The organism is Paraburkholderia steynii, from assembly GCF_900100565.1.
GTDB lineage: Bacteria > Pseudomonadota > Gammaproteobacteria > Burkholderiales > Burkholderiaceae > Paraburkholderia > Paraburkholderia terrae.
Window position 1 is genome coordinate 195031 of sequence record NZ_FNDI01000011.1, and the last position, 15270, is coordinate 210300.

Sequence of the window (15270 nt, forward strand, 5' to 3'; positions counted from 1 at the left end):
AAACACACGTGCTGGCGGTGTTAGCCGCTTTCTTTTGCCTACTTTTCTTTGCGGCGGCAAAGAAAAGTAGGTGCCGCCCCGCACAGGGGCGACGCTTGAAGCAGGCTAACAAATCGCGGATGCCAGCGAAAGCGAAAGCACACCACCCAAAGCGTCGCAGACAATAAAATCACTTCATCACATCAAACACGATCCGCGCAGCCTCAACCACTACCTCATCACGCGGCAGCGTCTGTTTGGGCATCACACCAGTGAAATAGACAGCGACAACAAAAGGCGCCGCCGAAGGCGGATAAACAACAGCCACATCGTTAGCCGTCCCGTAATCCCCGCTCCCGGTCTTATCGGCGACCAGCCATCCAGAACCCGGCACGGCAGCCCGAATCCGAGCCGCCCCAGTAACATTCCCGAGCATCCATGCCTTCAATTGCTCCCGCTGCTGCGGACCCAGCACATCATCGGCAAGCAGAAGCTTCTGCACATCGAGCATCATCGCCCGCGGCGTCGTGGTATCCCGCATATCGCCCGGCACGGAAGCATTAACCTCGGGCTCCCCGCGCAACAAATCAAACCACTCATCCCCAATCGAAAGCGCGAACTGGTTCAACACCTCCGGTCCGCCGACAGCCGTCAGCAGCAGCTTAGCCGCCGTGTTATCGCTGTGCTGCAGCGCCGCGGCACTCAGTTCGCCGATGGTCATGCTCTCCCCCACGTGCCGCTTCGTAACAGGCGAGTTCGCGACAAGATCGGCGTCACCGTATCGAACACGCTCGTCGAGCAGACTACGTTCGGCCATGCTGCGTTTCAAAACCAGCGCAACGACAAGCAGCTTGAACGTGCTGCACATCGGAAACCGCTCCGACTCGCGATAGCCGACATACGACCCATCCGCCGTATTGAGCGCAGCCACACCGAGGCGCCCACCGCTCGACGCCTCCAGTTGTTCGAACCGCTCGCGCGCGGCGAGATTGACCGAGACAGACGAAGCCGGCTGCGCACGCACGCCGATCACGGGACCGGCTGCAAGCGCAATCAGTAAAGAACGACGCAAAGAAGAAAAAGGCATGAGTCCAGTTCGAATGCAAAGCGAAAGGAAATCTTAACGCAACGCACGTGCCTGGCTCGACGGCGCGCCCAAAAGACAATCGGCCGCATTCACTCACGCGAATGCGGCCGATCAATAGAAAACAGCGGCAATAGAGCCTTAAGCGACCCGCAACTCAGCCTGACCTTGCTCCACAGCTGACTCAAGCTCGCTTTGCGTGACCCGCTCGGCAAACGCATCGCCAATCATCAGCAGCGAAGGCTGCGACGCGTCGAGCCACAATTGCGCATCGCCAGCGGCAAGTCCTTCGAGCGTCAGCGTCAACATGCGCTCGCGCGGCGTCGAACACGCTTCGACAATCGCGACAGGCGTCGAGCCCGGACGGCCCGCGTCGATCAGTTGTTGCGCGATCTCGGGCGCGCTGTCGCGGCCCATGTAGAACACCAGCGAATCCGCGTTCACCTGCTCGCGAATCTCGGCGGAATCCGGCGCGCGGCTGTGCGTCGCGAGCGCCACGCTGCGCGACACGCCACGCAGCGTCAACGAACGCCGCAGCGACGCCGCGCTCGCCAAGGCCGCCGTGATGCCCGGCACGACTTCATATTCGATGCCCGCCGCTTCGAGCGCGCGCATCTCTTCATCGGCGCGGCCGAACAGCATCGGATCGCCGCCCTTCAGCCGCACCACGACGCCATGCTCAAGCGCGGCATCGACGATCTGCTTGTTAATGAAGTGCTGCGCCGTCGAGCGCTGCCCGCAACGCTTGCCCACCGCGATCTTGCGCGCATGCGGCGCGTAGTCGAGCATCGCCGGCTCGACCAGCGCATCGTGCAGCACGACATCGGCGAGTCCCAGCAGCCGCGCGCCGCGAACCGTGATCAGGTCCGCAGCGCCTGGCCCGGCGCCGATCAGATACACCTTACCCATTTGCTCCCGCTCCGTCCGCTCTCGACTTCAAGCGGAGAAAGAACGAATCATGCCGGCCGCGACCGTGTGATGCGTTGCTTCGTCGATCAGCACGAACGCGCCCGTGCCCGGATGCGTGTCGTACTCGTCGGCGACGATCGGCTTTTGCAGCGTCAGCGACACGCGGCCAATATCGTTCATCGCCAGTTCATGACGGTCCGTCGCATGCGACAGCGTGTGAACGTCGAGCACCTGCTGGATGCCGCCGATACGCGCGAACACCGTGCTCGTGGTCTGCTTCAGCAGATACTTGCGGGCCGTCGACAGCGGCGTGTCGTCGAACCAGCACAGGTCCGCTTCGAGTTTCTTCGCCGGTTGCACGACACCCGTTGCCAGCACGAACGTATCGCCGCGCGACACGTCGACGTCTTCCGCGAGGCGGATCGTCACCGTCTGGCCCGCGAATGCGCGGTCCACTTGCGCCGTGCCGCCCGGCACGGGCGCGATGATCTCAGCGACGGTCGCCTGACGGTTGGCCGGCAGCACGACGATCGAATCGCCGAGCTTCACTTCGCCCGATTCGACGCGGCCCATGTAGCCACGGAAATCGTCGGCCTGGCTGCCGTCCTGCCGCGCGACCCATTGCACCGGGAAACGCAGTCCCTGATCCGTCGGCAGTTCGACGGGCAGCGCTTCGAGCAAGTCGAGCAGCGGCTCGCCCGCATACCACGGCATGCGCTCGCTCGCCGTCACGATGTTGTCGCCCTTCAGTGCCGATACGGGCACGAAGCGTACATCGGCGAGGCCGAGTTGACGCGCCAGCGTGACATACGCGTCGCGGATCTCGTTGAAGCGCGCTTCGCTGTAGTCGACGAGATCCATCTTGTTGATCGCGACTATCGCGTGCTGCAGGCCCAGCAACTTGACGATCGCGCTATGGCGCTTGGTCTGCGGCAGCAGTTGCGCGACGCCGTCCTCGAACGTGACGCGCGTCGCGTCGACGAGAATGATCGCGGCGTGCGCCGTCGATGCGCCCGTCACCATGTTGCGCGTGTACTGCTCGTGACCCGGCGTGTCGGCGATGATGAACTTGCGCTTCGCGGTGGCGAAGTAGCGGTACGCGACGTCGATCGTGATGCCCTGCTCGCGTTCGGCTTCGAGGCCGTCCGTCAGCAGCGACAGATCGATTTCGTCGCCGACCGTGCGCTTGTTCTTCGCGCGCGACAACGCCGACAGCTGATCCGACAGCACAGCCTTGCTGTCATACAGCAGGCGGCCAATCAGCGTGCTCTTGCCGTCGTCGACGCTGCCTGCCGTAATGAATCGAAGTACGCCGAGGTCTTCAGGTTGATGAATGCTCATAATCTTCTTACCCCGTGCCTTAGAAATAACCTTGTTTCTTGCGCGTTTCCATCGCCGCTTCCGACGTCTGGTCGTCCATGCGCGTTGCGCCGCGTTCCGTGATTTCCGTCACGGCCGTTTCGGCGATGATCTTTTCCAGATCGTCCGCATCGCTTTCAACGGGGCACGTGCAGCTGATGTCGCCCACGGTACGGAAACGGACCACTGCCTCTTCGCTCGACTCGCCTTCGCGGATCGGCGTGAGCGGCGTCACGGGCACGAGCAGGCCGTTGCGGCGCACGATCTCGCGCTTGTGCGCGTAATAGATGGACGGCAGTTCGAGGTTCTCGCGAGCGATGTATTGCCACACGTCGAGTTCCGTCCAGTTCGAGATCGGGAACACGCGCAGATGCTCGCCTTGATGCAGACGCGCGTTAAACAGGCTCCACAGTTCTGGGCGCTGCGCCTTCGGATCCCACTGGCCGAACTCGTCGCGGAACGAGAAGATGCGCTCTTTCGCACGCGCCTTTTCTTCATCGCGGCGCGCGCCGCCAATCATCGCCGTATAGCCGTATTGCTCGATCGTTTCCAGCAACGTGACGGCTTGCGCGGCATTGCGCGAATCCGTCTCGCGGCGCAAACGCACGGTGCCCTTCTTGATCGAATCTTCAACGTGACCGACCACGAGTTCCGCGCCGATTTCCTTCGCGCGGCGATCGCGGAAGTCGATCACTTCGTCATAGTTGTGACCCGTGTCGATATGCACGAGCGGGAACGGCAGCTGCGTCTTGCGGTTCGCGCCGAGGCCGAACGCCTTCAACGCGAGCGCCAGCACGACGACGGAATCCTTGCCGCCCGAGAACAACAGCGCCGGCTTGCTGCACTCGGCAACGAGTTCGCGCAGGATGTGAATCGACTCAGCCTCGAGCCAGTCGAGATGGTCCATCCGGTTCGCCGTGACGTTCAGCGGGTTGACAGTGGAATCGAGCGTCGTGCTCATGTTCAGGTCCTTCGTTGGTTCGTGTCGCATGATCGGGTTCTCACCAGATGTGTGCGACACGAGAAGATTCAATCGAAAATCTGTTTCTGCGTTCGCGTGCGGCTCAGTGGAGCGGTGACGCGTTTTCTGTGATCACCGTGACGGGGATCGTCGTGATGTGCAGTCCGCATTCCTTCGTATCGCGCGACTCCCACCACCAGCGCCCTGCCCGGCTGTCTTCGCCGGGGCGCACGGCGCGCGTACACGGCTCGCAGCCGATGCTCGGATAGCCACGCGCATGCAGCGGATTCACGGGCACGTCGAACGCCTTCAGGTAAGCCCACACATCGGCTTCCGTCCAGTCGGCGAGCGGGTTGTACTTGCCGATATTGCGAGCGTGATCCTGCTCTTCCTCGTGCAGTTCCGCGCGCGTCACCGACTGCTCGCGACGCTGGCCCGTCACCCACGCGCCGACTTCGGACAGCGCACGGTTCAGCGGCTCGACCTTGCGGATCTCGCAGCAGCGCTTGCGCAAATCGATGCTTTCGTAAAACGCATTCAGGCCATGCTGCGCGACGTATTCATCGACGGAATCCGCCAGCGGATGAAACTGCTCGATCTCGTAGCCATAGCGCTCGCGCACGCGGTCGATCATGCCGAGCGTTTCCGCATGCAGGCGGCCCGTGTTCAACGAAAAAATGCCGATCTTCACGCCGCGCGACAGAATGGCGTGCGTGAGCAGCATGTCTTCCGCCGCGAGGCTGCTCGCGAGCTTGACCTTGTCGTGACGCTGCGCGATCGAATCGAGCAGCACGTCCAGACGTTCGATCTTCGCTTGCAGTTCAGCCGTGATGCCCGTTGCGCTCGTCATACCGACGCCTTCTGCGCGGCAGCGGCCGCTTCGCGATGGCGAAAGAGTGGCGAAGGATCGTCGAATGCACCTTGATACTGGACAGTGAATTCGGTGAACGCCTTCAGCGCGTCGTGGATGTCCTTGTCTTCGCGCAGTGCGTACGCGTTGAAGCCGCAACGTTCGTAAAAGCGCAACTGGTCGCGCAGCACGTCGCCGATCGCGCGAATCTCGCCCTTGAAGCCATAACGCTCGCGCAACAGACGCGCCGTGCTGTAGCCGCGTCCGTCGCGGAACACCGGGAAGTCCACCGCGATCAGCGCGATCTTGTCGAAGTCCGCGACGATGTCAGCGGGTTCGCTGTCCGGCGCGAGCCACACGCCGATTTCCTGCGCGCTGCGCGAAGCCGTCAGCTCGTCGCGCGATGCTTGCCACAACGCGAACGGGACGATCACTTTGCCAGCCGGCAACGCGCCGACTTCGGGCAACGTGCCGTCTTCAGCTGCGCGGACTACCGTGAAGTCGTCGTTGACGATTGCGCGGTCCTTGATAATCGATGCCATCTGCTAATCCTTGTTCCCGTTACGCGTGAGCCGGCTGACGCGATGCGTACACGCGTTCCTTGAACGGCGCGAGTCCGATGCGGTTGTACGTGTCGATGAAGCGCTCGCCGTCAATGCGATGTTCGACGAACGTATCGATCACCTTCGACACCACGTCCGGCATTTCTTCCGCCGAGAACGACGGTCCGATCACGCGGCCGAGCTTCGCGCCGTCATGACCCGTGCCCTGCTCGCCGCCGAGCGACACCTGGTACCACTCGGAGCCGTCCTTGTCGACGCCCAACACGCCGATGTTGCCGACGTGATGGTGACCGCACGAGTTCATGCAGCCCGAGATGTTCAGCGACAGGTCGCCGAGGTCATAGACGAAGTCAGCGTCGTCGAAACGTTGCTGGATAGCCTGCGCAATCGGAATCGACTTCGCGTTCGCGAGCGAGCAGAAATCGCCGCCCGGGCACGCGATGATGTCGGTCAGCAGACCGATATTCGGCATCGCGAAGCCTTGCGCCTTGGCCTTTTCCCACAGCGCGTACAGATCGCGCTTCTTCACGTTGGCGAGAATCAGGTTCTGTTCGTGCGAGACGCGGATTTCGCCGAGCGAGTACTCGTCTGCCCAGTCGGCGACGGCGTTCATCTGCGTGTCCGTCGCGTCGCCGGGCGCGATGTCGCGCGGCTTGAGCGAGATCGTCACCGACGAATAGCCCGACACGCGATGCGGGCGCACATTGCGCTCGACCCAGCGCGCGAACGGCTTGCTTTCCAGCAGATGCTTCTCGAACGAAGCGTCCGTGTCCGGCAGCTTTTCATAGACAGGCGGCTCGAAGTATTGCGACACGCGCGCCACTTCCGCTTCCGTCAGCGTCGACGGACCGTCCTTCAGGTGTTGCCATTCTTCGTCGACCTGCTGCGCGAACTTCGCGGGCGACAGCGCCTTCACCAGAATCTTGATACGCGCCTTATACAGGTTGTCGCGGCGGCCGTAGCGGTTGTACACGCGCAGCACGGCTTCGCAGTACGTCAGCAGATGCTGCCAGGGCAGGTCTTCCTTGATGATCGCGCCGATGATCGGGGTGCGGCCCAGACCACCGCCCGCGAGGATGCTGGCGACCACTTCACCCGCGTCGTTCTTCTTCAGATAGACGCCCAGGTCGTGGATCTGCACGGCTGCGCGGTCTTCCTTCGTACCCGACACGGCAATCTTGAACTTACGGGGCAGCCACGCGAATTCCGGATGGAAGGTCGACCATTGGCGCATGATTTCCGCCCACGGACGCGGATCGACGATTTCGTCGGGCGCGACGCCCGCGAACTGATCGGCCGTGATGTTGCGGATACAGTTGCCCGACGTCTGGATGCCGTGCATCTGGACGGACGCGAGCTTGCGCAGAATTTCAGGCGTTTCTTCGAGCTGGATCCAGTTGTACTGGATGTTCGAGCGCGTCGAGAAATGGCCGTAGCCGCGGTCGTGCTCACGCGCGATCGTCGCCAGCATGCGCAACTGGTCGCTGCGCAGGTTGCCGTACGGAATCGCGATGCGGTGCATGTACGCGTGGCGCTGCATGTACAGGCCGTTTTGCAGGCGCAGCGGGCGGAACTCTTCTTCGCTCAATTCGCCCGACAGACGGCGGCGAACCTGGTCGGCATACTGCGCGACGCGTTCGTCGACGATGGTCTGGTCGTACTGATCGTATTGGTACATTCGGGGACCCCAGGGTTTGTTCGTCTCACGACGCGGCGTTCCGGTTACGCCGCGCTTCGGATTTGTCATCATCAGTCTGCTTTGAGCGAGACGGCGACCAGCCGTTTAGACGCATCGCTCATTTGCTAATGACAAAAACAGATATCCATATTGGAAAAACTGGACAAATCGTAATAAACTCGCCTTATATTTCAAACGACTAAAAAATTCTTTTGATATGCGGCGAGGTTATATATGAACCTGCATCAGTTCCGCTTCGTGCGTGAGGCCGTCCGCCAGAATTTCAACCTGACGGAAGCTGCTAAGGCACTGTTTACAAGCCAGCCGGGCGTCTCGAAGGCGATCATCGAGCTGGAGGACGAGCTGGGCGTCGAAATCTTCACGCGGCACGGCAAGCGCGTGCGCTCGCTGACGGAACCGGGCCGGATCATTCTGGCGTCCGTCGAGCGGATTCTTCAGGAGGTTGAGAGCCTGAAACGAGTCGGTAAAGATTACGCGGCGCAGGATCAGGGCAATCTCGTCATCGCGGCGACGCACACGCAGGCGCGCTACTCGCTGCCCGCCGCCATCGCCGAGTTCAAGAAGCGTTTTCCGAAAGTTCACCTTTCAATCCTGCAAGGCAGTCCGACCCAGGTCGCCGAACTGGTTTTGCACGATCAGGCGGACGTCGCCATCGCAACCGAGGCGATCTCGACCTATAAGGAACTGGTGTCGCTGCCCTGCTTCACGTGGCACCACCTCGCCGTGATGCCCGCCGATCATCCGCTGCTGGAGCGCAAGCAGCTGTCGCTGGACGACCTCACGCAGTATCCGCTGATTACGTACGATAACGCGTTCGCTGGCCGCACCAAGATCAACGAAGCGTTCCGCCTGCGCGGTCTGCATCCCGACATCGTCCTCGAAGCGATCGACGCGGACGTGATCAAGACCTATGTCGAGCTGGGGCTGGGCGTCGGCATCATGGCCGACATCGCGTTCAATGCCGAACGCGACCGCCATCTGCGCGCGATGCCCGTCGGGCACCTGTTCGGCAGCAACGTGACGCGCGTCGCGCTCAAGCAGGGCGCGTATCTGCGCAGCTATGTGTATACGCTCGTCGAGCTGCTGTCACCGAACATGAACCGCAAGCTGATCGAGCAGGCGCTCAAGGGCGATCACGAAACGTACGAGCTTTGAGGTTTTTGACCCGGTATAACTGATCGGCTATAAAAACGGCCACGCTACCTGCCAGGAGATCTTTCGCATGTCGTCGCACAAGAACAAAATCAAACGCACCCTGATGCGTGCCGCCGCGATCGGCGCGCTGTTCGCCGCCGCCACCGCGCACGCGGACATCAAGGTCGGCATCGACCTGTCGAGCACGGGGCCCGCCGCCACGATCGGCATCACCAGCAAGAACGCGATGTTGATGTGGCCGAAGACGATTGCCGGTCAGAACGCGCAGTACATCATCCTCGACGACGCCTCCGATCCGGGCAATGCCGTGCGCAACATCCGCAAGCTGATCAACGAGGATCACGTCGATGTGATCGTCGGCCCCAATATCACGCCCGCCGCGATGGCAGCGCTCGATCCCGTCGCCGAGAGCCAGACGCCGATGATCACGCTGATCGGCTCGGCAAGTGTTGTCGAGCCGCAGGAAGGCAAGAAGGTCTGGGCGTTCAAGATGGCGCAGACGGACAGCGCGATGGCCGACGTGATGACGCGCTACATGTCGAACCACAACATCAAGACGGTCGGCTTTATCGGTTTCGCGGACAGCTACGGCGACAGCTGGCTCAACGAGTTCACGAAGTTCGCGACGCTGCGCCACATTCAAGTAGTTGCGACAGAGCGCTTCAACCGCACCGACGCGAGCGTCACGGGCCAGGTGCTGAAGCTGATCGCCGCGAAGCCCGATGCCGTGCTGATCGCGGGCGCGGGCACGCCGACTGTGCTGCCGCAGCGCACGCTCGTCGAGCGCGGCTACAAGGGCGCGATCTATCAGACGCACGGCATTGCGACGCCGGAGTTCATCAAGCTGGGCGGCAAGGATGTCGAGGGGACGCTGTTCCCAACGCAGCCGGTCGTCGTGGCGCGCACGTTGCCCGCCGATCATCCGGCGAAGAAGGCAGCGCTTGCGTTCGTCAACGCGTATGAGGCGCAGTATGGGCCGAACACCGTGACGCAGTTCGCGGGCGATGCAGCAGGTGTGTATCCGCGTCTGCAGGATGCCGTCGCGCGCGCGTTGAAGACGGCGCAGCCGGGCACGCCGGAGTTTCGCGCGGCGTTGCGCACGGAACTCGAGCACGCGCATGAGCTGGTGGTGCCGAACGGCGTCGTGAACACGAGCGCGAAGGATCACGTCGGGCTCGATCAACGGGCCAGCGTGATGGGGATTATCAAGGGTGGGAAGTTTACGTATTTGAGTCAGTGATCGCTGCGTGATCCTGGCTCGACGTAGCAGCGAACGGGGTGCGTGCCGCCCCACCGCTGCAGCGCCATCAGCTACGACAAAAAACTAATCGCCTCATCGATCACGCTGCGCCAGTCGCCCATCAGCGTCTGACGCAGCGGCTTCAGATTCGCCATCCACGGCGACGTATCGCCTTCCACACCCCAGCGCCATTCGCTTGCCACATTGAGCGGCACGATGGTCAGCTTGCCGAGCATCGCGCTCAGGTTCGCGACGCCTGAATCGACGGCAATGACGGCGTCCAGTTGCTCGATGCACGCAGCCGTCTCCGCAAACGATTTGATCCCCGGCCCGTACACGCTGATATTGCCCGACGGCATGCCAGCAAACTGCTGCACGGAAGGATGATGCAGGCTCACGAAATGCCGCTTCGCTGCGACGGACGGATGCATCACCAGGTGATCGACTTCCGTCAACGGCAAGCTGCGGCGGATCGCCGAGCAGCGCATCACCGCGCCGACCTCATGCGCGTGGCGCTGGTTGCAGTCCCAGAAAATGCCGATCAGCGATTTGCCCGGCTCCGCCGCGCGCAACTCGCGCGCCCATGCGGCGGCGGCCTCGCGCTCCGCTTCGGGCGCACGCAGATAAGCAGGAAAAAACGGTGACGGCAGCGGCACTTGTTGAGCGGCGAGCAGCGGCAAATGCAGCAACGTCGCGTGCAGATCGGGCGCGAATTCGCGAACCTGACTGGCCAACTCTTCAGGCAACGCCTCGTGCTGACGCAACGGACGCGCCGCGCTCACCACACGGCAATCCGGCAGCGACGCCTGCAGCAGCGGATGCAACTGCGCATCGCACGTAACCATCATCTGCGCGCCTGCTGCCTGCCATTGCGATACGTTGGCAAAGAACAGGAACTGATCGCCAAAACCCATCTGATGTGTAATCAGGACACGCTTGCCGCGCAAATCCTGTTCGCCCGACCACGAAGGAATATCGACGGGCTGGTAGTTGCCGCTGTCGCTGTCATTGCGCGCGAGCCACGGCTCGAAGCCTGCGGGACGCGCGGTGCGCAACAATGCCTCGCCATACAGATGCTCGGCCTTGCGCGCAAACCAGTCGCCGCCCGCGGCAGCCGTGCGCCATGCGTCGTGCAGCATTGGAATGCCGCGCTCGACGTCGCCCGACATCACGAGACTCTGGCCGAGGCTCATCTTGTAGTACGCGGGCTGCCACGGCAGCGCAGCATAGTTGCGCCACGTCGCGACGGCATCGAAATGCCGTCCAAGCAGCGTCAACGCGTACGCGCGCCAGTTGACGAAATGGAGATCGCGCGGCTCGATGGCGAGCGCGCGTTCGGTATAGGTCAGCAGTTCGTCGTCACGCATCTCGTGCAGCAGCGCGACGCAGACCGCTCGCAGCTTGTCTGCATCGTCGGGCGCGTGGGCAAGCGCATCGAGTGTTTCATGGACTGAAGGCATGGCGGGCATTGTTTCGACGTTCTACGCAAATGGCGGGACATCTACCGGATCGCGGCGCTGCCGCAGACCGGCGCGCGAGTATACGTCGTAGAATCATGCAGCAATCTTAAAAACTCAAGCACTGCACGGCACCATTGAATCATGCGCACGACCCGAGCCATCCATGCCGTCGAACGGCTGAAGACCCGCAGCGGCAATCCGCGCTTCGCGGCGGTCAGCCTGTCGGGCGGACTGTTCTATCTCGTCGACAAGTCGAGCGGCACGGACCAGAAGGTGTCCGATCCGCTGCCGCTCGATGATTTCGTCAAGTTCGTCGACGGTTTCGGGCCGCCGAAGCCACGCAAGGCAAGCAAGCTCGATCTTGCGTTCGAAGAGCAGATCAAGCGCAGCAAGGGCTAGACACCTTCGTAGCCGTCAGCCGTTCTTTACGCGTGTGTAGGCAAGCTGTTCGTTGCTTGTGAAAACCGCATCGATGAAACGCAGCCCGGCCACGCCGTCCTCGACGGTCGTCAGCAAACGGCTTTCGGGCGGCAGAGGCAAACCCGCGTCGATCGCTTCGATCTGCAACGCCGCATCCTTGTAGAGCTGCGCGAACGCTTCGAGATAACCCTCGGGATGACCTGCCGGCACGCGCGTCGCGTGCCGCGCCACGTCGCTGTCGACGCGCCCGCGCGTGAGCCTTTGCGTCGCGCCACCCAACGGCGTGAACAGCAGTTCGTTCGGGTTCTCCTGATCGAACGCGATGCCCGCCTTCGTACCATAGACGCGCAGACGCAGCGCGTTTTCCGCGCCGCTCGCCACCTGGCTCGCCCACAGCATGCCGCGTGCGCCTTTGTCGTAGCGCAGCATCGCCTGAATATGGTCGTCGACCTGACGCCCTTCGACGAACGTATGCAGTTCGGCGGCGATCTCGATGGGCAGCATGCCCGTCACAAACGCCGCGAGGTGATACGCGTGCGTGCCGATATCGCCAAGGCATCCGGCGCGCCCGGCCTGCTTCGGGTCGGTGCGCCACACTGCCTGGCGGTTCTCGCCCGTCAGTTCGATCGGTTTCGCGAGCCAGTCCTGCGCGTACTCGACCTGCACGACGCGCACCTCGCCCAACTCACCCGCTTCGACCAGTTCGCGCGCATGACGCACCATCGGATAACCCGAATACGTGTGCGTCAGCGCAAAGAGCCGGTTCTTGTCGCGCGCGAGCTTCGCGAGCGCTTCGCCTTCTTCGAGCGTCATCGCGAGCGGCTTGTCGCAGATCACGTGGATGCCGGCTTCGAGGAACGCCGTCGCGACGGGCGCATGCAGATGATTCGGCGTGACGATCGACACGGCGTCGATGCCGTCGTCGCGCGCGGCTTCGGCGCGCGCCATCTCGTCCCAGCTTGCGTAGCTGCGCGCGACGCCAAGTTCGTCAGCGCTTGCCTGCGCGCGCTGCGGGTCGGACGAGAGCGCGGCCGCCACCAGTTCGAAGCGATCGTCGAGGCGCGCCGCGATCCGATGCACCGCACCGATAAACGCGCCCTGCCCGCCGCCGACCATGCCCAGCCTGAGTCTTCGTGTCATCGATCTGCTCCTGTTCGACAGTCAGCGTCAAAGGCCGAGCACGCGTTTCAGTTGCGCGTCGTCCGCGCCGCTGCCCGCGAAGTCATCGAATGCATGGTCGGCCACGCGAATGATGTGCCGCTTGATGAACTCCGCGCCTTCGCGCGCGCCGTCTTCGGGATGCTTCAACGCGCACTCCCATTCGAGCACCGCCCAGCCCGGAAAATCGTATTGCGCCATCTTCGAGAAGATCGCGCCGAAGTCGATCTGCCCGTCGCCCAACGAGCGAAAGCGCCCCGCGCGCTCGACCCAGCCGCTATAGCCGCCATAGACGCCCTGCCGCCCATTCGGACGAAACTCGGCGTCCTTCACGTGAAAGGCCTTGATGCGCTCGTGATAGATATCGATGAACGCGAGGTAGTCGAGTTGCTGCAAGACGTAGTGACTCGGGTCGAACAATATGTTTGCGCGCCTGTGGTCCTTCACGGCCGCGAGAAAACGTTCGAACGTCACACCGTCGTGCAGATCTTCGCCGGGATGCAATTCGTAGCAGACATCGACGCCCGCTTCGTCGAACGCATCGAGGATTGGCGTCCAGCGGCGCGCGAGTTCGTCGAAGGCCGCTTCGACGAGACCGGCGGGACGCTGCGGCCACGGATAGATATATGGCCACGCGAGCGCGCCTGAAAACGACACATGCGTGTTCAATCCAAGACGCTGCGATGCCTTCGCGGCCCACTTCATCTGCTGCACGGCCCATTCGGTGCGCGCCGCGGGATTGCCGCGCACGTGCGGCGCGGCGAAGCCGTCGAACAGCACGTCATACGCGGGATGCACGGCGACGAGTTGCCCTTGCAGATGCGTCGATAGTTCGGTGATGGCGACGCCCGCATCGGTGACGACGCCCAGCAGATCGTCGCAATAGTCCTGGCTCGACGCCGCCTGTTCGAGGTCGACGAGGCGCGGATCGGCGGGCACCTGAATGCCTTTGAAGCCGAGACTCGCGGCCCATTGCGCGAGATGCGCGAGGTTGTCGAACGGCACCTTGTCGCCCATGAACTGCGCGAGAAAGATCGCCGGCCCTTTGATCGTTTTCATCGTGCTGCTCCCGATGGATATCTGCGTCGAACCGGCGCCGCCTTGCGAGTGTCTTTGCGACGATCACGCGAAAGGCAGCGCCGGGCTAAAGCTCGTTTGCGATCAGAACGGCGAATCCGGGAAGTAGAATTCCTTCGCGTTCTCCTTCGTGATCAGCACGGAAGGAATGATCGTCGTGGCGGGCAGTTTGTCACCTTTGAGGCGTGCTTCCGCCGTGAGCTTGATTGCGTCGTAGATGAACTTTGGCGAGTACGACACATCGGCCTTGATGAGCGGCGCGCCGTCCATCACGTTCTTCACCATGCCTTTCGAGCCCGCGCCGCCGAACACGATCTTGATGTCGGTGCGTTTGGCCTGATCGATTGCCTTGATGACGCCGACGGCCATGTCGTCGTCGGCGGCCCAGACGGCGTCGATGTGCTTGAAGCGCGTCAGGTAGTCCTGCATGACCTTGAATGCGTCGTCGCGGTTCCAGTTTGCGTATTTTGCGTCGAGGATCTTGATGTTCGGATAGGCCTTCAGGACGCCTGTGAAGGCTGTCCAGCGTTCGTTGTCGAGGGTTGTGGGAATGCCGCGTAGCGCGACGATGTCGCCTTTGCCGTCGAGTGCTTTTGCCAGATATTCGGCGGGGATCTTGCCGAAGGCGGTGTTGTCGCCGGCGACGTAGGCGTCTTGTGCGCTTGTGTCCGTGAGACCACGGTCGACGACTGTTACGTAGACGCCCTTCTTTTTCACTTGCGCGACGGGTTGGGTGAGGGAGGCTGATTCGTACGGGAAGATTACTAGCGCGTTGATCTTGTTGACCGTCACGAGGTCTTGTAGCTGGTTCGCCTGTTCTGGCGCGTTCGCTGCGGTTTTGACGATCACTTTCAGGTCGGGGTGGGCTTTTTCCAGATCTGCCTTTGCCTTGTTCGCCCACCAGACGATGCCGCCTGTGAAGCCGTGATCGGCGGTGGGGATGGCTACGCCCAGGGTTACTTTTTCATCTGCATGTGCAGGGCCTGTGGCAAGGCCCATCACGCTTAACGCCAGCATGCCGGCGCCGACCGCTCGAATGATCTGCTTCATGGCTCTTGTCTCCTTGGTTGCGTTCTCTTCGTCGATGAGTCGATGTTGCACTGCTAGTTGCTGTTGCTGTTGCTTTGCTTCGCTTTTGCGTTGGCATCCGCGATTTGCCTTCGTGCTTCAAACGTTGCCCCTGTGCGGGGCGGCACTTCGCCTTTTGCGTGGCGCAAGCGGTTTGTTTTTTCGCGTTTGCGCTGGCATCCGCGATTCGTTAGCTCGCTTCAAGCGTCGCCCCTGTGCGGGGCGGCACCTACTTTTCTTTGCCGCCGCAAAGAAAAGTAGGCAAAAGAAAGCGGCTAACACCGCCAA

At 62.2% G+C, this 15270-nt stretch carries 14 protein-coding genes; 3 read left to right on the forward strand and 11 right to left on the reverse strand.

The features are described from left to right. Window positions 1-169: 169 nt before the first annotated feature. The 7 genes from bla to BLT65_RS21125 form a co-directional block, all read right to left on the reverse strand. Entirely contained in the window at window positions 170-1066 is an 897-nt protein-coding gene (gene bla / locus BLT65_RS21095; protein ID WP_091780518.1) for a class A beta-lactamase, read from the reverse strand. Between the two features lie 138 nt (window positions 1067-1204). Further along, complete coding sequence (gene cobA, locus BLT65_RS21100; protein ID WP_091780521.1) at window positions 1205-1972, reverse strand: uroporphyrinogen-III C-methyltransferase; 768 nt, start codon at window positions 1970-1972, stop codon at window positions 1205-1207. 27 nt (window positions 1973-1999) lie between these two features. After that, entirely contained in the window at window positions 2000-3316 is a 1317-nt protein-coding gene (locus tag BLT65_RS21105) for a sulfate adenylyltransferase subunit 1 (protein ID WP_174485120.1), read from the reverse strand. 16 nt (window positions 3317-3332) lie between these two features. Beyond that, entirely contained in the window at window positions 3333-4292 is a 960-nt protein-coding gene (gene cysD / locus BLT65_RS21110; protein WP_091780683.1) for a sulfate adenylyltransferase subunit CysD, read from the reverse strand. Between the two features lie 103 nt (window positions 4293-4395). Then, the gene (locus BLT65_RS21115; RefSeq protein WP_042316515.1) at window positions 4396-5142 is read right to left on the reverse strand and encodes a phosphoadenylyl-sulfate reductase; all 747 of its coding nucleotides are present in this window, start codon (window positions 5140-5142) and stop codon (window positions 4396-4398) included. Then, window positions 5139-5684, reverse strand: coding sequence for a DUF934 domain-containing protein (locus tag BLT65_RS21120; protein WP_042316517.1), 546 nt, complete (start codon window positions 5682-5684; stop codon window positions 5139-5141). Before BLT65_RS21120 ends, BLT65_RS21115 begins: the two co-directional genes overlap by 4 nt. Before the next feature lie 19 nt (window positions 5685-5703). Then, a complete protein-coding gene (locus BLT65_RS21125; protein WP_091780524.1) occupies window positions 5704-7383 on the reverse strand; it encodes a nitrite/sulfite reductase in 1680 nt (559 codons plus the stop codon). A 234-nt stretch (window positions 7384-7617) separates the two neighbouring features. Between BLT65_RS21125 and BLT65_RS21130 the strand changes: the two genes are divergently transcribed. Together BLT65_RS21130 and BLT65_RS21135 are read left to right on the forward strand one after the other, a co-directional pair. Then, a complete protein-coding gene (locus tag BLT65_RS21130) occupies window positions 7618-8559 on the forward strand; it encodes a CysB family HTH-type transcriptional regulator (RefSeq protein ID WP_042316522.1) in 942 nt (313 codons plus the stop codon). A 67-nt stretch (window positions 8560-8626) separates the two neighbouring features. Then, window positions 8627-9799, forward strand: coding sequence for an ABC transporter substrate-binding protein (locus BLT65_RS21135; RefSeq protein ID WP_091780527.1), 1173 nt, complete (start codon window positions 8627-8629; stop codon window positions 9797-9799). 71 nt (window positions 9800-9870) lie between these two features. Here the strand turns inward: BLT65_RS21135 and BLT65_RS21140 are convergent, their stop codons facing one another. Next, entirely contained in the window at window positions 9871-11259 is a 1389-nt protein-coding gene (locus tag BLT65_RS21140; RefSeq protein WP_091780686.1) for a tetratricopeptide repeat protein, read from the reverse strand. Window positions 11260-11400: 141 nt separating this feature from the next. Here BLT65_RS21140 and BLT65_RS21145 point away from each other — a divergent pair, with 141 nt between their 5' ends. Then, window positions 11401-11658, forward strand: coding sequence for a hypothetical protein (locus BLT65_RS21145; protein WP_042316527.1), 258 nt, complete (start codon window positions 11401-11403; stop codon window positions 11656-11658). 15 nt (window positions 11659-11673) lie between these two features. Here BLT65_RS21145 and BLT65_RS21150 read toward each other — a convergent pair whose 3' ends face one another. The 3 genes from BLT65_RS21150 to BLT65_RS21160 all read right to left on the reverse strand — a co-directional run bounded on the left by BLT65_RS21150 (window position 11674) and on the right by BLT65_RS21160 (window position 14964). Continuing rightward, window positions 11674-12819: a Gfo/Idh/MocA family protein gene (locus BLT65_RS21150; RefSeq protein WP_091780530.1), complete on the reverse strand. Its 1146-nt coding sequence runs from the start codon at window positions 12817-12819 to the stop codon at window positions 11674-11676. Window positions 12820-12846: 27 nt separating this feature from the next. Beyond that, entirely contained in the window at window positions 12847-13896 is a 1050-nt protein-coding gene (locus BLT65_RS21155) for a sugar phosphate isomerase/epimerase family protein (protein ID WP_042316533.1), read from the reverse strand. 102 nt (window positions 13897-13998) lie between these two features. Then, entirely contained in the window at window positions 13999-14964 is a 966-nt protein-coding gene (locus BLT65_RS21160) for a substrate-binding domain-containing protein (RefSeq protein ID WP_042316535.1), read from the reverse strand. Between the last annotated feature and the right edge of the window lie 306 nt (window positions 14965-15270).